Origin of the sequence: Micromonospora sp. H33, assembly GCF_052068455.1 — a bacterium.
In the GTDB taxonomy this organism is placed as follows: Bacteria; Actinomycetota; Actinomycetes; order Mycobacteriales; family Micromonosporaceae; genus Micromonospora.
This window is the reverse complement of the sequence record NZ_JBQHDE010000003.1, coordinates 369035-387573: the sequence shown is the minus strand read 5'-3', so window position 1 is coordinate 387573 and position 18539 is coordinate 369035. Positions and strand designations below refer to the sequence as shown.

16 protein-coding genes are annotated in these 18539 nt (G+C 73.7%); 7 read left to right on the top strand and 9 right to left on the bottom strand.

The genetic code is table 11. The annotated features are described in order from the left end of the window. The first annotated feature begins 10 nt into the window (after positions 1–10). Positions 11–388 carry a nitrite reductase small subunit NirD gene (gene nirD, locus ACTMS0_RS11040; protein WP_441155168.1) on the top strand — a complete coding sequence of 126 codons (378 nt, stop codon included), beginning with the start codon at positions 11–13 and terminating at the stop codon, positions 386–388. Continuing rightward, complete coding sequence (locus tag ACTMS0_RS11035) at positions 389–1477, top strand: uroporphyrinogen-III synthase (protein WP_441155038.1); 1089 nt, start codon at positions 389–391, stop codon at positions 1475–1477. Positions 1478–1565: 88 nt separating this feature from the next. Here ACTMS0_RS11035 and ACTMS0_RS11030 read toward each other — a convergent pair whose 3' ends face one another. The 4 genes from ACTMS0_RS11030 to ACTMS0_RS11015 form a co-directional block, all read right to left on the bottom strand. Then, on the bottom strand, positions 1566–2189 hold the full coding sequence (locus ACTMS0_RS11030; RefSeq protein WP_441155037.1) for a GTP-binding protein: 624 nt from the start codon (positions 2187–2189) through the stop codon (positions 1566–1568). Then, entirely contained in the window at positions 2170–2535 is a 366-nt protein-coding gene (locus ACTMS0_RS11025; RefSeq protein WP_441155036.1) for a DUF742 domain-containing protein, read from the bottom strand. The genes ACTMS0_RS11030 and ACTMS0_RS11025 overlap by 20 nt, the downstream gene beginning before the upstream one ends. Before the next feature lie 89 nt (positions 2536–2624). Then, positions 2625–3032: a roadblock/LC7 domain-containing protein gene (locus ACTMS0_RS11020; protein ID WP_030329975.1), complete on the bottom strand. Its 408-nt coding sequence runs from the start codon at positions 3030–3032 to the stop codon at positions 2625–2627. Then, positions 3029–6097, bottom strand: coding sequence for a nitrate- and nitrite sensing domain-containing protein (locus ACTMS0_RS11015; protein WP_441155035.1), 3069 nt, complete (start codon positions 6095–6097; stop codon positions 3029–3031). Before ACTMS0_RS11015 ends, ACTMS0_RS11020 begins: the two co-directional genes overlap by 4 nt. A gap of 446 nt (positions 6098–6543) precedes the next feature. Between ACTMS0_RS11015 and ACTMS0_RS11010 the strand changes: the two genes are divergently transcribed. After that, entirely contained in the window at positions 6544–7725 is a 1182-nt protein-coding gene (locus ACTMS0_RS11010) for an ABC transporter substrate-binding protein (RefSeq protein WP_441155034.1), read from the top strand. A 76-nt stretch (positions 7726–7801) separates the two neighbouring features. Here the strand turns inward: ACTMS0_RS11010 and ACTMS0_RS11005 are convergent, their stop codons facing one another. Further along, the gene (locus ACTMS0_RS11005; RefSeq protein WP_441155033.1) at positions 7802–8668 is read right to left on the bottom strand and encodes an ABC transporter permease; all 867 of its coding nucleotides are present in this window, start codon (positions 8666–8668) and stop codon (positions 7802–7804) included. Positions 8669–8763: 95 nt separating this feature from the next. Further along, entirely contained in the window at positions 8764–9795 is a 1032-nt protein-coding gene (locus ACTMS0_RS11000; RefSeq protein ID WP_441155032.1) for an ABC transporter substrate-binding protein, read from the bottom strand. Positions 9796–10061: 266 nt separating this feature from the next. On the opposite strand from ACTMS0_RS11000, the gene ACTMS0_RS10995 reads away from it, so the two are divergent. The 4 genes from ACTMS0_RS10995 to ACTMS0_RS10980 all read left to right on the top strand — a co-directional run bounded on the left by ACTMS0_RS10995 (position 10062) and on the right by ACTMS0_RS10980 (position 15232). Further along, on the top strand, positions 10062–10847 hold the full coding sequence (locus ACTMS0_RS10995; protein WP_441155031.1) for an ABC transporter ATP-binding protein: 786 nt from the start codon (positions 10062–10064) through the stop codon (positions 10845–10847). Positions 10848–10849: 2 nt separating this feature from the next. Beyond that, positions 10850–11800, top strand: coding sequence for an LLM class F420-dependent oxidoreductase (locus ACTMS0_RS10990; RefSeq protein WP_441155167.1), 951 nt, complete (start codon positions 10850–10852; stop codon positions 11798–11800). After that, positions 11797–12099, top strand: a complete 303-nt coding sequence (locus ACTMS0_RS10985; RefSeq protein ID WP_130320408.1) for a cupin — start codon at positions 11797–11799, stop codon at positions 12097–12099. Before ACTMS0_RS10990 ends, ACTMS0_RS10985 begins: the two co-directional genes overlap by 4 nt. Before the next feature lie 76 nt (positions 12100–12175). Beyond that, on the top strand, positions 12176–15232 hold the full coding sequence (locus ACTMS0_RS10980; protein ID WP_441155030.1) for a hypothetical protein: 3057 nt from the start codon (positions 12176–12178) through the stop codon (positions 15230–15232). A 227-nt stretch (positions 15233–15459) separates the two neighbouring features. Here the strand turns inward: ACTMS0_RS10980 and thiC are convergent, their stop codons facing one another. The 3 genes from thiC to ACTMS0_RS10965 are packed head-to-tail and all read right to left on the bottom strand — an operon-like array spanning position 15460 to position 18505. Continuing rightward, positions 15460–17052: a phosphomethylpyrimidine synthase ThiC gene (gene thiC, locus ACTMS0_RS10975; RefSeq protein WP_441155029.1), complete on the bottom strand. Its 1593-nt coding sequence runs from the start codon at positions 17050–17052 to the stop codon at positions 15460–15462. A gap of 17 nt (positions 17053–17069) precedes the next feature. After that, on the bottom strand, positions 17070–17858 hold the full coding sequence (gene thiD / locus ACTMS0_RS10970) for a bifunctional hydroxymethylpyrimidine kinase/phosphomethylpyrimidine kinase (RefSeq protein ID WP_441155028.1): 789 nt from the start codon (positions 17856–17858) through the stop codon (positions 17070–17072). Beyond that, positions 17855–18505, bottom strand: a complete 651-nt coding sequence (locus ACTMS0_RS10965) for a thiamine phosphate synthase (RefSeq protein ID WP_441155166.1) — start codon at positions 18503–18505, stop codon at positions 17855–17857. Before ACTMS0_RS10965 ends, thiD begins: the two co-directional genes overlap by 4 nt. Positions 18506–18539: the final 34 nt, after the last annotated feature.

Sequence of the window (18539 nt, the reverse complement as noted above, 5' to 3'; positions counted from 1 at the left end):
AGGTACGCCGATGAACACCGCGACCGTGGGGGTCGCGCGGACGAGCACCGCGACCCTGCCGGACTGGACCGCCGTCTGCCCGGTGGACCACCTGGACCCGGACCGGGGCGTGGCGGCGCTGGTCGACGGCGTGCAGGTCGCGCTGTTCCGCACCGCCGACGGCCTGTTCGCCATCGACAACCGCGACCCGGTCTCCGGGGCGTACGTGCTCTCGCGCGGGATCGTCGGCAGCCGGGGCGGGGTGCCCACGGTGGCCTCACCGCTGCACAAGCAGGTGTACGACCTGAGCACCGGGCACTGCCTGGACCTTCCGGGGGTGGCCGTCCGATCGCACGACGTGCGCTGCCGGGACGGGCTGGTCGAGGTGCGGCTGAGACAGGAGGGGTGAATGCGCGACGAACTGGCCGGCTTCACCATCGGGGTGACCGCCGACCGGCGACGGGACGAGCTGGCGGCGCTGCTCCAGCGGCGGGGCGCGCGGGTGGTCCTCGCCCCCGCCCTGCGGATCGTGCCGCTGGCGGACGACACCGAGCTGCGCGAGGCGACCCGGGCCTGCCTGGACCGGCCGCCGGACATTCTGATGGCCAACACCGGCATCGGGATGCGCGGCTGGCTGGAGGCGGCCGAGGGCTGGGGGCTGGCCGAGCCGCTGCGCTCGGTGCTCGGCGAGGCGTACGTGGTGGCCCGCGGCCCCAAGGCGCGGGGCGCGATCCGCGCCGCCGGCCTGCACGACCAGTGGTCCCCGGCCTCGGAGAGCTGTGACGAAGTGGTCGACCACCTGCGCCGGCGCGGCGTGGCGGGGCAGGTGATCGCGATGCAGCTGCACGGCGAGCGGCAGCCCGAGTGCACGATGGCGCTCGAGGCCGCCGGGGCGACCGTGATCGAGGTGCCGGTCTACCGTTGGGCGCCGCCCACCGACCCGGCGCCGCTGCACCGGCTGATCGACCTGGTCGCCGGCCGGCTGGTCGACGCGGTGACGTTCACCTCCGCCCCGGCCGCCGAGGCGCTGCTGCGGGCCGCCGGGGACCGCACCGACGCGGTGCTCGACGCCCTCCGCAGCGACGTGCTGGCCAGTTGCGTGGGCGCGGTGACCGCGGAGCCGCTGCTGCGGCGCGGGGTCCCGGTCAGCGCGCCGAACCGGGCGCGGCTCGGCGCCCTGGTCCGCACGATCGTCGACGAGCTGCCCCGCCGTACGGTCACCCTGAAGGTCGCCGGTCACCTGCTCACCCTGCGCGGGCACGCGGCCGTCGTGGACGGGGACCTGCGCCCGCTGGCGCCCGCCCCGATGGCGGTGCTGCGGGCGCTGGCGGCCTCCCCGGGCCGCGTCCTGTCCCGGACCGCCCTGCTGCGGACGCTGCCACGCGGCGCGGACGAGCACGCGGTGGAGATGGCGGTGGCGCGGCTGCGCGCCGGCCTGAAGGCCCCCCGGGTCGTGCAGACCGTGGTGAAGCGCGGCTACCGCCTCCGCGTCGACTGAGGGGTAAGGAAGGGACCCTTCCTAACGCCTGCGGTAGAGGAAGGGCCCCTTGCTAACGCCGCCGCACAGGCGGTCCTGCGCCGGGCGGTCAGCCGACCGGTGCGGGGTGGCCCCGGTCGTGCTCGGACTGCAGGCGCGCCATGGCGTGCTCGACGACGGTCACGAGCACCTGCTTGACGGCGTCCCGATGCCGGGCGTCGGTCATGACCAGCGGCACGTCCGCCGGGATGGCGAGCGCCTCCCGCACCTCCTCCAGTTCGTACTCGGGAGCGTCGTCGAACCTGTTGAGCGCCACCACGTACGGCAGGTTGCGGTTCTCGAAGTAGTCCAGCGGCGCGAACGCGTCGGTGATGCGGCGGGTGTCCACCAGGACCGCCGCGCCCACCGCGCCCCGGATGATCTCGTCCCACATGAACCAGAACCGGGTCTGGCCGGGCGTGCCGAACAGGTACAGGATCAGGTCCTGCGCCATCGTGATCCGGCCGAAGTCCATGGCGACGGTGGTGGTCTCCTTGCCGGGCACCTTGGACGGGTCGTCGATGCCGACGCCCGCCGCCGTCATGACGGCCTCGGTGGTCAGCGGGGTGATCTCCGAGATGGCGCCGACCAGCGTCGTCTTGCCGACCCCGAAGCCACCCGCGATGACGATCTTCGCGGAGATGATCTCCCGGCTGCGGCTCGCCCCGGCGGGGTCATAGTTCGCGAAGTCCACTTAGCACCCTTCCAAGCAGGTTCATCCGCTCCTCGTACCCCACGGCGGGAGCGGCGGTGTGTAGCGTCAGCAGGCCCTCGGCCACCATGTCGGCGACCAGCACCCGGGTGACGCCCAGCGGCATCCGGGTGTACGCGGCGATCTCCGCCAGCGATTGCGCCCGGCCCTCGCAGACCGTCGCGATGCGGTGCTTGTCGTGCCCCGCGAAGCGTGACTCGGCGAGCGCGGTGGCACTCGCGGACAGCACCGCCTCCAGGGCGATGTACTGCCGCGGTTCGGTCCGGCCCCGGGTGACCGCGTAGGGGCGTACCAGCTCGCCACGCGGGTCCGCACGCCGGTGATCCATCCGCGGTCACCTCCTCTCTGCCGGTCCGGAGCCCTCCGACGCCGGATCACCTGTCCCTGGTCGGCGCGAGCCTGAGCGCCGCACCCGGGCTACGAACGCACCGCGTCCCGGGGCAGCGGCACCAGCGCGGCGCCGACCCGTTCCACCAGGAGCGCCATCTCGTACCCCACCTGGCCGACGTCGCAGCTGCGGGCCGCGAGCACGGCCATCGACGAGCCGTCGCTGATCGACATCAGGAACAGGTAGCCGCTGTCCATCTCGATGACCGTCTGGAGCACGCCGCCGGCGCTGAACATCCGGGCCGCGCCCTCGGTCAGGCTCACCACACCGGAGGTGATCGCCGCGAGCTGGTCCGCCCGGTCCGCCGGCAGGTCCCGTGAGGAGGCGAGCAGCAGCCCGTCGGCGGACACCGCCACCACGTGGGCGATGCCCGCCACGCTGTCGGCGAAGTTGGTGAGCAGCCAACCCATGTCCTGCATGGCCGCTGGCCTGTTCATCGGCTCGTCTCCTTGGTAGAGGTACTGTTCAGGTCCGTGCCGGCCGCCCGCCCGCGCTGAACACCGCGGTGGTAGGCCGACAGGAGACCCCGTACGTCGTCCGGCGTACGCCGGGTGCGCTCCTGGGCCCGGGGCTCGATGCCGCCGGGCACGAGCTGCGCCTGCGGTACCCGCTTCGGCAGGCCGGAGCGGGTGGTGCCGTCGGTGGCCGGCTCGGCGGCCCGGCTGGCCCGGGACCAGCCCTCGTCGGCCGAGGTCCGCCACGCGTCCACGTCGGCCGGCGGCGCGGGCGTCTCCGTGGCCGCCGTCGCGTCGGCGGCGGGCGGCTGACCGGTCGTCGCGACCGGCGGTGTGTACGACGGAGGCGGCGGCTGAGCGGTCGGCGGTGCCGCCGACGTGCTGGGAACCCGGGTGGGCAGCTTCGGCCGGGCCGGTGGCGCCTCCGCCGGGCGGTCCCCGGCCGGACGGTCGCCGGCGGACGCGGCCGGTGGGCCGAAGTCCGGCCGGGCGAAGATGGCGGTGGCGTCGTCGCCGTGCGACCGGAACCAGACCGCCTCCATCTCGCGGAAGATCGGTGCCTCCGCCGGCAGGTCCACGGGCCGGGTGATCGACGGGGTCGGCGCCAGGGACGCGGTGGCCGCCAGTCCGGCGCCGAGCCCACCGGTGAACCCGCCCCCGGCCGTCGGCACGGCCCCGGAGGCGGCGCCGGTCGCGGCGCCCGGTTCGACGGTGGGGTAGGCGCCCGTGGACGTCGCGGCGGGGGCGTCGGCGGCGGTACGCCGCGGCAGTGGATCCACCGTCGCGTACGCGGCGGTCGAGGTGCCCGTGGAAAATCCGCCGGCGTACGCGGGCCGCGTCGGGGCGACAATGGGCTGCGCCCCGGTCAGGCCGCCCGCCTGCACCGGCGACGTGGTGTCGCGAGCCTGCTCCGGCGCCTGCCACGGCGCCGGCGGCGCCTGGTCGGTGCGCCACGGGTCCGGCAGGGTGGCGGTCCGCGCCGCGCCGACCAGCGGTCCGCCGAGGCCGACGGGGGTCAGCGGGGTCTGCTCCACGGCGAGCGGCTGGCGCGGCCGGGTGATCGGCTCCCGCCCACGGGCGGGCAGGACCACCGTGGCCGTCGGCAGGGTCACCTGGGCGACGGTGCCGCCCTCGACGTTGCGGCGCAGCTCGACCCGGATGCCGTAGCGGGCGGCGAGCCGGCTCACCACGGCCAGACCCATCAGCCGGAACGCCGCGACGTCGACGGTCGGCGGCTCGGCGAGCCGCCGGTTGAGCGAGTCCAGTTGCTCGTCGGAGAGACCGAGGCCGCGGTCCTCGACCTGGATCAGCACATAGTCGCGGATCCGCCGCGCGTCGGCGACCACCGTCGTGTTCGGCGGCGAGAACCGGGTGGCGTTGTCGAGCAGTTCGGCGACCAGCCGGACGACGTCGTTGACCGCGTGGGCGGCCACCGAGACGTCGGTGTCGACCGTGCCGAACTCGATCCGGTTGTACAGCTCCACCTCGGACTGCGCGGCGCGCAGCACGTCCACCAGCAGGGCGTCCTCCCGGCGCGGCACGGCCGAGTCGGCACCCGCGAGGACCAGCAGGTTCTCGTCGTTGCGGCGCATCCGGGTGGCGAGGTGGTCCAGCTCGAACAGCCGGGCCAGCCGCTTCGGGTCCTCCTCGCCACGTTCGATCGCGTCCAGCTCGCCGATCATCCGGTCGACCAGCGTCTGGCTGCGACGGGCCAGGTTGAGGAACATCGCCGAGACGCTGGTCCGCAGGGCGGCCTGCTCGGCCGCGACCCGGACCGCCTCCCGGTGGACCACGTTGAAGGCGAGCGCGACCTGGCCGACCTCGTCGCGGTTGGCGAGCCGGATCGGGTCGCGTACCTGCTGGACGATCTCGTCGACGCCGCCGTCGCCCACGGTCTCCATGCTCTGGAGCCGGCGCACCGCTTCCGGCAGGTCGTGGTTGGCCACCGCGAGGGCGCCCTCACGCAGCCGGTACAGCGAGTGGTTGAGCGAACGCGCCAGCACCACAGCGAGGGTGACCGCGATGAGGAGCGTGAGCAACACCAGCAGCGACTCGACCACGGCCTGCCGGAGGACGTCCGCGCGGGCCTGCTCGGCCTGGGCCAGCAGCTCGTCCTGGAGCCGGATCTCGGCCCACCGCATGAGGTCGTTGACCGCGCCGATCGCGGCGCTCGCGTCGCGCGCGCCGACCAGGGGCTGCTGCCCGACCGAGCGGGTGATGTCGGCGGCGACCCGGTCGGCCAGCGTGACCGCGTCACCGGAGACGGTGCTGTCGACCAGAGCGCGCTGCGTCGGGTCGGCCGCCAGGGAGAAGGCCAGCAGCGCCTCCTGCTGGCTCGTCAGGGTCGCCACGAAGGAGGAGAACTGTTCGTCGTCGATCCGGCCGGCGCTCAGCGCCGTGTACGCGACCGACTCCTCCTCGGCGACGGCCGCCTTGGCGCGGGCGAAGGCGGCGACCGCACGACGGGCGTCCGCCAGCTGCTCCTCGCCCGGCAGCTGGGCCAGGCCGTCGCCGTACGCGACCAGGTCGGTCAGGACGACCCCGTACCGCAGCGACGCCTCGGCGACGGCCATCTGCCGTCGGTCCAGCACCTGCTGGCGGGTCGCGTCGAGGGTCTCCAGGTGGTCGTCGATGGCCGCCAGGCGGTCGCGGACCGCGGCCGGCGCGTCGCCGACGCGGTCGCGCTCCTCCCGGTAGGCCTTCACCCGCTCGTCGGTGCTGCGCACCCGCAGGTTGTACGCGTCGGCACCCTGTTGCGGCACCGCCAGATAGGCGGACGCCGCCATGCGCTCGGCGTGCAGGTCCTGGGTGAGCGCGGAGACGTCCACGGAGAGCTCGGTGAGCGCCGTGGCGCGGGTGGCGTCGTACGCGTCCGCACCGACGGCGACCAGGCGGACCGTGGCCAACGCGATGACCGCGGCGACCGGCACGACCAGGATCAGCGCCAGCTTGGACCGGATCCGGGCGTCGCGGAGCCGGGGCAGGCGACGACGCCCCGGCTGGTCGCTGTCGCCGCCTGCGGGCAGGGTCGTCGGTCCGGTGCTCACGACATCGCCTCCGTCGTTTCTTCCACGCCTGACCCGCCGACCCGTGCCTGGTACAGCGGACAGCCCACGCGCGGCACGGCCGCGATTTCATCAGACGGGATGTGGTTTGGGAAGCCGCAGTGGGGCAGGAAACGGTCGGACGGCACCGAACAGGCGCTGGGACCCTCCGGTGCCGCCGATTCCCCGACGCTCTGAACAGGCATTGTTGACAGTGCGTGGCGAGCCGTGCCGAATCGGTGACCGTTTGCAAACTTTGTGTTACCTCAACATGTGGGATCCGCGTCCCGAAACGTCTCCCCACTGCCCGCTTGACCGCAGAGCCCGACATTGGCAAGGTTTTGCAGGCTTTCGCGCTCACCGTACGGCAGAAACAGATCCGTCCTTTACCGAGGACGGTCGATTCCGGCGGTGCCCGGGCCGCGCCCACGTCCACCTGGAGGACAACGTTGAGCCCCATCCGCTCCGCGACCGTCGCGGCGCTCGCCTCGGCCGTCCTGGCCACCACGCTCACCGCCTGCCAGTTCGGCGGGGAGGAGCGGGACACCAGCCCAATCGTCATCGCCGCGGACCTCGAACTCTCCGGGGCCTCCGCGACCGTCGGCAAGGCGTACCAGCGAGCCCTGGAACTGAAGGTCGAGCAACTGAACTCCTCGGGCGCGCTGAACGGCCGGCGCGTCGAACTCAGGGTCAAGGACAATCGTTCCGACGCGAGTGAGTCCTTGCGGAACATCAACGATTTCAGTGACGACTCCCGGGTCAGCGCGATCATCATGGGCGGCTGCAACGAATGCGCCGTCGGGGCCGTCCGCACCATCGACGAGAAGCGGGTACCCACCATCGCGTTGGCCCCTTCCGGCGCCGTCACGAACCCGGTCGGCCAGCGCCGGTACGTGTTCAAGCTGTCCCCGAACGCGGCCGACAACGCCGCCACCCTCACGGCTGAACTGCGGCGCGGCGGCGCCCGCGAGGTCGGCCTGCTGCACAGCGACGACGACTACGGCCGGGAGGGGCTCGCGGCGCTCCAGCGCGAGTTCGCCAAGGCGGGCGTGAAGGTACGCCGGGTGGAGCGGGTCCGCGCCACCGACACCGACGTCACCCGTCAGGTCACCTCGGTGACCACCGGCAACCCTGACGCCCTGGTGCTCTGGACGCCCCCGGAGCAGGCGCGCCTCGCGGCCGTGGCGGCGCAGGCGGCCGGTTTCCGCGGCTCGCTCTTCCTGGACGCCTCGGCCGCCGGGGACCTCTTCCTCGGCGGGGCGGCGCGGGCCACCGAACGCGCCACGCTGGTCTTCACGCAGACCATGGTGATCGACGACGTCATCGCCACCACGCCGGCGAAGGCCGCGCGGCGGCAGTGGTTCCAGGACTACACCGCCCGGTTCGGCGGCTACCACGGCTCGTCCTCGTTCGCCGCGGACGCGGTCCAGCTGATCGCCGACGCCGCGCTGCGGGCGGGCGGGGATCCCGGCGCGGTCAACCGGGACGGCATCCGCGACGTGCTGGAGACGTCCCAACTGGACGGTCTGTCGGGTCCGATCCGGATGACCCCGGACAACCACTCCGGCCTGATGCCGCAGGCGCTGACCACCCTGGTCGCGCGCAACGGCCGCTGGCGCCTGGCCGGCTGACCGCCGCCGTACGGCCCGGTGGGCGTCGGCTCACCGGGCCGGTAGGGGTTGGCTCACGGGCCCGGTGCGCGTCGGCTCACCGGGCCGTGGTCGCGCGTACCCACGGCAGGGCGAGGCGCTCGACGAAGGAGAGCGCCGAGTAGAGCGCGATGCTCATCGCGGCGATCAGCACGATCGCCGCCCACGCCGTCGCGGTGTCCCCCACGCCGTTGTACTGGAGGATCTGGTACCCCAGACCCGGCTTGTCCGAGTAGAACTCGCCGATCACCGCACCGATGGCCGCCAGCGGCATCGCCACCTTCAACCCGACGAAGATCTGCGGCAGCGCGGCCGGGAAGCGCACCTTGCGGAACGACTGCCACCACGAGGCGTTCAACGACCGGGCCAGCTCGGCCAGGTCCGCCGGGGTGGTGGTGAGGCCGGTCGCCGTGGAGAGCACGATCGGGAAGAAGCAGAGCAGGAACACCATGGTGAGGATCGGCTTCTCGCCCCAGCCGACCGACACCACCAGCAGCGGGCCGAGCGCGATCTTCGGCACCGCGTTGACCGCCACGAGCAGCGGGGCGAACATCCGCTCGGCGCGCCGCGAGGCGGCCAGGGTCATCCCGATCAACACCCCGGCGACGGTCGAGATCAGGAAGCCGAGCACCGTCATCAGTGTCGTGATGCCGAGGGCCGGCAGCAGCACGTCGCTGGACAGGGTCAGGGAGTTCCACACGGTCTGCGGCGGCGGCAGCGACGCGGGGTGTACGAGGCCGAGCCCCGAGGTGACCAGCCACCAGAAACCCAGCGCGATCACCAACCCCAGCAACGGCAGACCGACGTTCGCCGGCTGCGGCCCGCGCCACCGGCCGGCGACCGGCGGTGTGGCGGGAACCGGGGGCGGTTCGACGGGATCCTCCGGCGGACGCCGCTCGGGCCGGGTACCGGTCGCCTCGGTCACCGGATCCTCCTGTTCTGCCGGCTGTCGGCCGGCACGCGACGGGGGTGCGGCCCCCGGAAGTGGTCCGTGGGCCGCACCCCCGACCGGGTGGGCGATCAGGCCTTCGGCGCGAGGCTGAAGTCGATGATCTGGTCGGGCGTGATGTTCTGCTTGAGCGCACCGGCGCCCTGGAGGATCGCGATGCTCTTGGCGACCCGGCCGCTGTCCAGCGTGCCGATCTGGGTGCCGGTGTTGCTGGACCGGACGTAGCCGGCCATCAGCTCCAGCTCCGCCTTGGCCGCTGCCGGGACCGCGGCCGGCACGTTCTTCTTCAGGATGTCGGCGGCCTCCTGCGGGTGGGCCAGCGCGTACTCCAGGCCCTTGAGCAGGGCGCCGGCGAACCGCTTGACCATCTCCGGGTTCTCCTTGGCGATCTTCGAGGAGGTGATCAGCACGTTGCCGTAGAGGTCCTGCATCACGTTGCTGTATGGCAGCAGGACCGCCTTCTTCTTGGTGACCGTCTCGATCGTCGGCTGGCCGACGACGAACTGCCCGATGCCGTCCACCGTGCCGGAGGCCAGGGTTCCCATCAGCGTCTGCGCCTCGCCGTTGACCCAGGTCACCTTGCTCGCGTCGACGCCGGCCATCTTCGCGTACGTCGGGAAGAGGTTGCGGACCACGGAGCCGGGGGTGTCGGCGAGCTTCTTGCCCTCCAGGTCCTTCGGGGAGGCGATGCCCTTGCCCTCGACGCTCGCGATGGCGGCCATGGTGCGCTGCTGGATCGCGGCGACCGCGACGAAGTCCTTGGCCTGGCCGTTGCCGAGCTGGAGCAGACCACCGGTGAGGTCGATGGGGCCGAACTGCGCCTGACCGCCGACGACCGTCTGGATGACGCTGCCGGTGCCCTGGCCGGGCTTGATCTCCACGTCGAAGCCGGCCTCGGTGAAGAAGCCCTTCTCCTTCGCCACCCAGGCGTAGGAGTCACGGCCGAAGTTGCCGAACGACGTGAGGTACGTCACCTTCTCCACGGATCCGCCGTTGCCGCCCTTGGCGTCGTCGGTCGAATCCGAGCCGCTGCTGCAGGCCGCGACGAGCGCGAGGCTGGCGGCCATCGTGGCCGCGGCGACCGTACGGGTCAGCCTTCTCATCAGTGCACCATGTCCTTTCCGACCGGGGCCGGCGGGCCTCCGGAGGGGTTGTCGGGCGGCACCGGCGGGAGGGGGGTGGCCGGCGCCACCGGCGTGAGGGGACTCTTCGCGGGCACAGCGTACGAGAATTCCACCTTTGCGACGCCAGGCATATCGGGTTGCCGAACGGAAACAACCTGACGTCCACCCCGGACGGTGCGATTGAGGCACGAGACGGATACTCTGTCCCGCGGATTGCTGACCGCCGACTCAGGGAGGCCCGCGGGATGATCCGTCTGTCCGGCGTTTCCCGCACCTTCGAGGGCCGGGCCGGTCGGGTCGAGGCACTGCGCGGCATCGATCTCGACGTCGCCGAGGGCGAGTTCGTCGCCGTCGTCGGCCGCTCCGGCTGCGGCAAGTCCACCCTGCTCCGACTGGTCGCCGGCCTGCTGCCGGTCAGCGCCGGCGAGGTCACGGTCGGCGGCAGCCCGATCACCCGGCCCCGGCGGGACGTGGCCATGCTCTTCCAGCGACCGGCGCTGCTGCCCTGGCGCACCGTGCTGGACAACGTGCTGCTCCCGGTCGAGATCTTCGGGTGGAAGCGGGCGAAGCACCGCGACCGGGCCCGGCAGCTGCTGGAGCTGGCCGGCCTGGCCGGGTTCGAGAAGCGGCTGCCGCACGAGCTCTCCGGCGGGATGCAGCAGCGGGTGGCGCTGTGCCGCTCCCTCATCGGCGAGCCCCGGGTCATGCTCATGGACGAGCCGTTCTCGGCGCTCGACGCGCTCACCCGGGAGGAGCTCTCCGGCGAGCTGCAACGGGTGCACATGGAGACGTCGGCGACGGTCGTCTTCGTCACCCACTCGATCGACGAGGCCGTCCTGCTCGCCGACCGGGTGGTGGTGCTCAGCCCCCGTCCCGGCCGGATCCGCAGCATCGTCGACGTGACCATCCCCCGGCCGCGCACCCTCGGCCGCAACGCGCACCTGGCGGACGTCGCCGGGGTCAGCGCGGACCTGCACGAACTGCTGATGGAGAAGGACGTGCCGGAGCCGGCTCCGGTGGAGGGACGATGACCATGCGGGTGTCCGTGTTCACGGAGCCGCACCGGGGTGCCAGCTACGACGACCAGCTCCGGTTCGCGCGTCGGGCCGAGGACTGCGGGTACGAGGGCTTCCTCCGCGCCGACCACTACCGGTCGATGGGTGACGAGCCCGCGCTCCCCGGCCCCACCGACGCCTGGCTGACGCTGGCCGCCCTGGCCCGGGAGACCAGCCGGATCCGGCTCGGCACGCTGGTCACCTCGGCCACGTTCCGGCTGCCCGGGCCGCTGGCCGTGATGGTGGCCCAGGTGGACCAGATGAGCGGCGGCCGGGTCGAGCTGGGCATCGGTGCGGGGTGGTACGAACGCGAGCACACCGCGTACGGCATCCCGTTCCCCGGTGTCGGTGAGCGCTTCGACCGGCTGGCGGAGCAGCTCGAGATCGTCAACGGGCTGTGGCGCACGCCGGCGGGCGACACCTTCAGCTACACCGGCGACCACTATCGGCTGGTCGACGCCCCCGCGCTGCCGAAGCCGGTGCAGGTGCCCGGCCCGCCGGTCATCGTGGGCGGGCGCGGCCCGAAGCGCACCCCCGAGCTGGCCGCCCGGTACGCCGACGAGTTCAACATGCCGTTCACCTCCGTCCCCCAGACGGCGGCCGCGTACGAGCGGGTCCGCGAGGCGTGCGACCGGGTCGGACGGGCCGAGTCCGGCCGCGCGCCGCTGGTGTTCTCCGCCGGGATCGTGGTGGCGATCGGCCGCACCGACGCCGAGGCCCGGCACCGGGCCGCGCCCCTGCACGTGCCGAGCGCGCTTCCGCCGGAGGACCCGGTCGTCGGCTCGCCCGCGCAGCTCGTCGACCGCATCGGCGAGTTCGCCGCGATCGGCGCCGGCCGCGTCCACCTGCGTCTGATCGACCTCGCCGACCTCGACCACCTGGAGCTCATCGCCGCCGAGGTGCTCCCCCAACTGGACGGACTCCGATGACCGACACCGACCTCGAGCTCGGCCCGGTGGGCCAGGAGATCGTGTACGAGAACGACCGGGTCCGGGTCTGGCACATCAAGCTGGAGCCGGGCGAGCGGCAGCCGCTGCACCGGCACGACCACCCGTACCTGGTGGTGGCGATCCAGGGCGCGAAGAACGTGGTGCAGACCGTCGACGGCACCCGCATCGACGCCGACGAGCCGACCGGCGGCGTCGTCTACCGGGACCCCGGGGCGGTGCACATGCTCACCAACGTGGGCGACACGACGTACCTGGCCCGGCTGGTCGAACTCAAGTAGACCCGCCGCCGGCGGGGCGTCGTACCGCACGGCGTGCCGGTGGCGATCGCGCGCACCGGACCGTAACGTGCCGGACATGGCCTTTCGGACCTGGGGCAAACTGCTGCTCACGGCACTCGGGGTGAGCCTGCTGGCCGGAGCGGGCCAGCTCGGCATCGCGTTCGGTCTCGGCGTCGTTCGGCTCACCGGTGTCTTCACCGGCGGCACCGTCGACCAGTGGCCGGCCCAGCTCGCCTGGGTCGGCTGGTTCGCGGCGAACGCCGCCGTCGTCGGCGCCGTCGTCACCGAACGCCTGGCCCGCCGGGACGGACCGCTGACCGGCACCGGCCGGCAACTCGGCGTCGCGGGCGCCGCCGCGCTGGGCGCCACTGTCGTCGCACCACTCTGCATGCAACCGGCCCGGGCCGCCGACCTGATCTCCGTGGACCCGGTCTGGGCCGTCGCCATCTGCACGGTCCTCGGTGCGGTGGTCGGCGCGGGGGCCGCGCTCGCCGTTCTGGTCCGGCCGCCGCTGGGCTGGAACATGGCGCTGGTCGCCGGCGCCGTCTGGCTGCTGGCCCTGGTCTCGGTCGTACCGTCGCTCGCCGCCACCGGCCCGCTGACCACCGCACGGCTCGGGGTGCTGGAGCCGGCGTGGCTGAACACCGCGGCGGCGCAGCGCCTGGCGATGGTGATCCTGCCCCTCGTGGCGCTGCTGGCCGGGGCGGCCACCAGCGCCCTCGCCCGCTGGCGCGGGCACCCTCCACTGATCGGCGGCCTGACCGGGGTGGCCGGGCCGGTGCTGCTCGCGTTCGCCTACCTGACCGCCGGGCCCGGCGGCGGCGTCGACCGCTACCAGACCACGCCGTACTACGGAGCCCTGCTCGCCGTGGCCGCGGGCGCCCTCGGCTCGGCCGCCGCGGCCCTGCTGCGCTGGCCGCTCGTGGAGCGCCCGGCGGCGGGGAACGGGGACACCCCGGCCGCCGCCCGGGCGATCGAGCCCACCCACATCCTGCGCCCGCTGCCGGCCGGGCCGCCCCTACCGCAGACCGACGGGACCACACCGTCCGCCGGGACGGCGGGCGACGCCGGGCGCCCGGTCGACGACACCGGTACGCCGGCCGGCGGCGACGCTCCGGACACCAGGTGGGGCGGACGGACACCGGAGACGCCCGGCGGTCCCACTCCGGCTCACTGGGACTGGCCGACACCGGGCGGTACCTCCGCCGGTGCCTCCGGCGCAGCCGTCGCAGCGGCCACGGCCGGTCTCACCGGCACGCCCGTCTCCACTCCGGTCGACCCCGAGCCGCTCGCCGGGGACATCCGGACCGACCGGCACCGCGCCTCAGCACCGGTGCCCGCCTCCTCCGTGGAGGTGGCCGGCAGCGACGCCACGTCGTCTGGTGCCTCGAAAGCCGAAGCGGCCGACCCGACCCGATCGGCCGCCGCGGCGCCGGCGGGTCCGTCCGCGAGGCGGACCCGAGCAGCCAGGCCGGCGACGTTGGCGGACGGAGCAGCGAGGCCGGCAGCGCCTGCCGACGATGCAGCCGGGCCGGCCACGCCGATGGCCGAGGCAGCCAAGCCGGCCGCGCCGGTGGCCGGGGCAGCCAAGCCGGCCACGCGTGCGGCCGGCACGGCCGGGCCGGGCACGTCGGAGGACGGAGTGGCCCGGCCGGGCACGCCGGAGGACGGAGTGGACGGGCCGTCCGGGTCAACGGACGACGCGGCCAGGTCGGTCGTGCCGGCCAGGGATCCTGCGCAGACCACGGATCGGACGAAGGCCGCGGATCGGGTGGCTTCGGCCCCGGCGGACGAGCCGGGCGCGGAGCCGGCAGGGGGCGGGACCGCTCCCCGGCCCCGCCGTGCTCGTCGCACGAAGGCCGCGCCGGCCAAGGCGACCGGTGCCGCTTCCCGCACCACGGACGGGCCGGCAGCCGCCGCCACTACGGCCGCCGACCGGCCGAAGACCGCACCCTCGGACGCCCCGCCGTCGGTCGCCGGCCGGGCGAGGGTCCTACCCGCAGTCTCGGGCCCGGCACCGACCGACGGCTCGCCGGCACCGGACTCCGTCGATGCCGGTTGGAGCGATCCGGCACCGGCCGCTGCGCGTGCACCCGTACCGTCCGAGCCCCTCCCCGCGCCGCCTCCCACCACCCCGGCACGACCGGCGCCGACGCAGGTCGGGCCGGACCCGTTCACGTCGTCCCGGCCCGCTCCCACCCCGGTCACGCCACCCCGCCCCACCCCCACCCCGGTCGGTCCGGAGCCGTTCGCCGCGCTGCCGCCACTGACGCCGGCGCAGCCCGCGCCACGTCCCGTCGCCCCGGATCCGTTCACCCCGCCGGCGCGGGGGTCCGCACGCCCGGGCGACGACGGGACGGCCGAGGTGATTCCCCGGCCACGGCACCGGGCTCCCCTGCCGGACCTGAACAGCGCGAACACCTGGGACGCCCTCGCCACGGCCCGGCGCGCCGGCCCGACGGAGAGCCGCCCGACGGAGAGCCGCCCGACGTCAGGAACCGCATCGACCGCAGAGGGCCCGATGACCGCAGGCACGGCCTCGGGCCACGCGTTGGCCGGAGATTCGGTGACCGGTGGCGACGCGACGCCGGGAGACACAACCGGGCCGACGCCGGCAGACACAACCGGGCCGACGCCGGCAGACGCAACCCGGCCGACGCCGGGAGACACAACCGGGCCGACGCCGGCAGACGCAACCCGGCCGACGCCGGGAGACGCGACCGGGCCGACGCCGGGAGACGCAACCGGCCCGGTGCCGGTGAGCACGACGGCCGGAGGCGACTCCAGCCCGTCCGTCGCCGACCGGCCGGCCGCCGCGTTCGCGGGTGCCGACGGCCGGGCCGCGGGCGGGCCCTCGTCACCCTCGGCCGGGCAGGTCGCCGGCGATTCCGCGTCGGCCAGTCACGGCGGATCCGAGGAGCGGCCGGAGCCGAAGCGGCGCGGCCTGTTCCGGCGAAACCGGTCCCGGGCCGACCAGGCCGACGCATCCGCGGACGCGGAGCCACTGCCGGCGCAGGACGAGGAGTTCGTCGACTGGGTCACCGGCCTGAGCAAGCCGTTGCCGGACAACGAGCCGGAGCAGGAGACTGCCCGCCGCTCCCTGCGCTCGACCGGCCGCCACCACCGCGACTGAGCCCCCCACCTGCCCTCCTTTGCTCTGCGTCAACCGACGCAACAGACGCCGCCTGACGTCGTTGCGCCGGTTGAAGCAGAGCAAAGGGGCCCATGCCGCCGGCTGACCGACCGCATCGATCATGACTCTGTCGGCGGGACACGCCGGGCGGCGACAGTGCCGACAATGTCATGATCGACCGCGAGCGGGCAGCAGGCTGGCCCGTCACCGGGCGGCCGGGCGGCGGGTCACGCCAGGGGTAGGTAGACGCGGCCGCCCGCCGCCACGAACTCCTCGGACTTGTCCTTCATGCCGCGGGCCGCGTACTCCTTGAGCTCCTGGGTGATCTTCATGGAGCAGAACTTCGGCCCGCACATCGAGCAGAAGTGCGCCGTCTTCGCCGGCTCGGCGGGCAACGTGGCGTCGTGGTACGCACGCGCGGTCTCCGGGTCCAGCGAGAGGTTGAACTGGTCCTCCCACCGGAACTCGAACCGCGCCTTCGACAGAGCGTCGTCCCACGCCTGCGCGCCCGGGTGGCCCTTGGCCAGGTCCGCCGCGTGCGCCGCGATCTTGTACGCGATCACACCGGCCTTCACGTCGTCCCGGTCCGGCAGCCCGAGGTGCTCCTTCGGCGTGACGTAGCAGAGCATCGCCGTGCCGAACATGCCGATCATCGCCGCGCCGATCGCCGACGTGATGTGGTCGTACGCGGGCGCGATGTCCGTGGTCAGCGGACCGAGCGTGTAGAACGGCGCCTCATGGCACCACTCCTGCTGGAGGTCCACGTTCTCCTTGATCTTGTGCATCGGCACGTGCCCCGGACCCTCGATCATCACCTGGACGTCGTACTCCCACGCCACCTTCGTCAGCTCCCCGAGAGTGCGAAGCTCCGCGAACTGCGCCTCGTCGTTGGCGTCCGCGATCGAGCCGGGCCGCAGGCCGTCGCCGAGTGAGAACGTCACGTCGTACCGGGCCAGGATCTCGCACAGCTCCCGGAAGTTCGTGTAGAGGAAGTTCTCCTCGTGGTGGGCCAGGCACCAGGCCGCCATGATCGAGCCGCCCCGCGACACGATGCCGGTCACCCGACCGACGGCCAGCGGCACGTACGGCAGCAGCACACCCGCGTGCACCGTCATGTAGTCGACGCCCTGCTCGGCCTGCTCGATGACGGTCTCCCGGAACACCTCCCAGCTCAGCTTCACCGGGTCACCACCGACCTTCTCCAGCGCCTGGTAGATCGGCACCGTGCCGATCGGCACCGGCGAGTTCCGCACGATCGCCTCGCGCGTCTCGTGGATCCGCTTGCCGGTCGACAGGTCCATCACGGTGTCCGCGCCCCACCGCGTCGCCCAGGTCAGCTTCTCCACCTCCTCGGCGATCGACGAGGTGACCGCCGAGGTGCCGATGTTGGCGTTGACCTTGACCAGGAACGCCTTGCCGATGATCGCCGGTTCGCACTCCGGGTGGTTGACGTTCAACGGCAGGACCGCCCGGCCGGCCGCGATCTCGTCGCGTACGAACTCCGGCGCCATGCCCTCCCGGATCGCGACGAACTCCATCTCCGGCGTGACGACGCCCGCCCGGGCGTACGCGAGCTGCGTCGGCCGTTTCCCATCCACTCCGGCCAGTGGAGTACCCGCACCGCGCACCGGGGCGACGTCCCCGCGTGACGCGATCCACGGTCCGCGCAGCGGCGGCAGCCCGACCTCCGGATCCGAACCCGGCCCGGACGTGTCGTAGAGCCGCACCGGCGGGTTGTCACCGGTGAGGTCGACCTCGGCGAACGGCACCTGGACGTCCGGCCGTGAACCCTCGACGTAGACCTTGCGACGTGCCTGCATGACAGCCTCCCTGTCGGTCAAGCGGACCAGCCGAAGTGATCCAGCGGTCCGCGTCCCGCGCCCAACTCCCAGTCCCGGGCACCGGTCAGTGCCCGGGTGACGTACTCCTTGGCGGTGGCGACCGCCGCCGGCACCGGGTCGCCCAGCGCGAGCCGGACGGCGACGGCCGCCGAGAACGAACATCCGGTCCCGTGGTTGTGCCGGGTCGGCACCCGGGGCGCGCGGAGCAGGGTGGTGACGCCGGCGCCGTGCAGCACGTCGACCGCCTCGCCGTCCGCGTCCACGTCGCCGCCGGTGACCACGACGTGCTCCGGGCCGCCCGCGGCGAGGGCCTCGGCGGCGGCCACCATCTCCTCGACCGTGGACACCGGGCGTCCGGTGATGGCCGCGGCCTCCGCGCAGTTCGGCGTCGCCACCTTCGCGTACGGCAGCAGCCGCTCCACCGCAGCGACCACGCCCAGTGCGTGTCCACTCGTCGCGACCAGCACCGGGTCGACGACGAGGTGCGGCAGCCGGCCGTCCTTCGCCGCGTCGGCGACGACGTCGGCGATCGCCGGGGTGCCCAGCATGCCGGTCTTGACCGCCCGGACGGCGAAGTCGGCGAGCACGCTGTCCAACTGGTCGGTGACCGTGCGCGGCGGCAGCGGCAGGACGGCGTCGACACCGCGGGTGTTCTGGGCGGTGACAGCCGTGAGGACGCTGGTGCCGTACGCCCCGAGCGCCGCGAAGACCTTCAGGTCGGCCTGGATGCCGGCGCCGCCGCCCGAGTCGGAGCCGGCAATCGTGAGGATGGTGTACGGGGTCACTGTGCTCTCTCCGTGGTTGCGTTTGAGGGCCGCGGCCGACCATGGGCCCGGGCGAAGGCGCGAGTGAGCGTGGCGGCCGCCTCGGCGGCGTCGTCGGCTCGCATGACCGCACCCAGCACCGCGACCCCTGCCGCTCCCGCCTCGACACAGTCGTGCACCTGCTGCGGGGTCTCCACACCACCCAGTGCGAGGACCGGCGCCGGACTGACCTCGATCAGCCTGCGCAGCCCGTCCGGGCGCAGGGGTGGGCCGTAGCCGGGTTTGGTCCGCGTGGGGTAGACGGGTGAGAGGGTGGCGTAGTCCTCGGTGGTGAGTCGGGTGAGCTCCGCCTCGTCGTGGCAGGACCGGCCGACCAGGCCGAGGGGCGGCGGCGGGTACGGGCCGGCGGCGGGCAGGTGGACGCCGTCCCCGTCGAGCGGATCCGGGCCGGCGACGATCAGGGTGCCGCCGACGTCGGCGAGGATCGCGCGCAGGTCGGCGGCGAGAGCGGCCCGTTCGGGGCGGGGCAGGTCCTTCTCCCGCAGCACCACCCACCGCACTCCCCCGGCCACCGCGCCCGCGACCACGTCGACGAGCGGCGATCGCGCCACGCGGCGGTCGGTGAGCAGCACGACGCCCGTCGGCGTCGCGCCGGCAGCCGACGAGATCTTGGAAGGAAACGGCCCTTGGAGGGGCCGGAAT

Excerpts from the sequence above, each read along its gene's own strand:
- nirD (WP_441155168.1), top strand. The coding sequence starts at position 11 with ATGAACACCGCGACCGTGGGGGTCGCGCGGACGAGCACCGCGACCCTG.
- ACTMS0_RS11035 (WP_441155038.1), top strand. The coding sequence starts at position 389 with ATGCGCGACGAACTGGCCGGCTTCACCATCGGGGTGACCGCCGACCGG.
- ACTMS0_RS11025 (WP_441155036.1), bottom strand. The coding sequence starts at position 2,535 with ATGGATCACCGGCGTGCGGACCCGCGTGGCGAGCTGGTACGCCCCTAC.
- ACTMS0_RS11020 (WP_030329975.1), bottom strand. The coding sequence starts at position 3,032 with ATGAACAGGCCAGCGGCCATGCAGGACATGGGTTGGCTGCTCACCAAC.
- ACTMS0_RS11000 (WP_441155032.1), bottom strand. The coding sequence starts at position 9,795 with ATGAGAAGGCTGACCCGTACGGTCGCCGCGGCCACGATGGCCGCCAGC.
- ACTMS0_RS10995 (WP_441155031.1), top strand. The coding sequence starts at position 10,062 with ATGATCCGTCTGTCCGGCGTTTCCCGCACCTTCGAGGGCCGGGCCGGT.
- ACTMS0_RS10990 (WP_441155167.1), top strand. The coding sequence starts at position 10,850 with ATGCGGGTGTCCGTGTTCACGGAGCCGCACCGGGGTGCCAGCTACGAC.
- ACTMS0_RS10985 (WP_130320408.1), top strand. The coding sequence starts at position 11,797 with ATGACCGACACCGACCTCGAGCTCGGCCCGGTGGGCCAGGAGATCGTG.
- ACTMS0_RS10980 (WP_441155030.1), top strand. The coding sequence starts at position 12,176 with ATGGCCTTTCGGACCTGGGGCAAACTGCTGCTCACGGCACTCGGGGTG.
- thiC (WP_441155029.1), bottom strand. The coding sequence starts at position 17,052 with ATGCAGGCACGTCGCAAGGTCTACGTCGAGGGTTCACGGCCGGACGTC.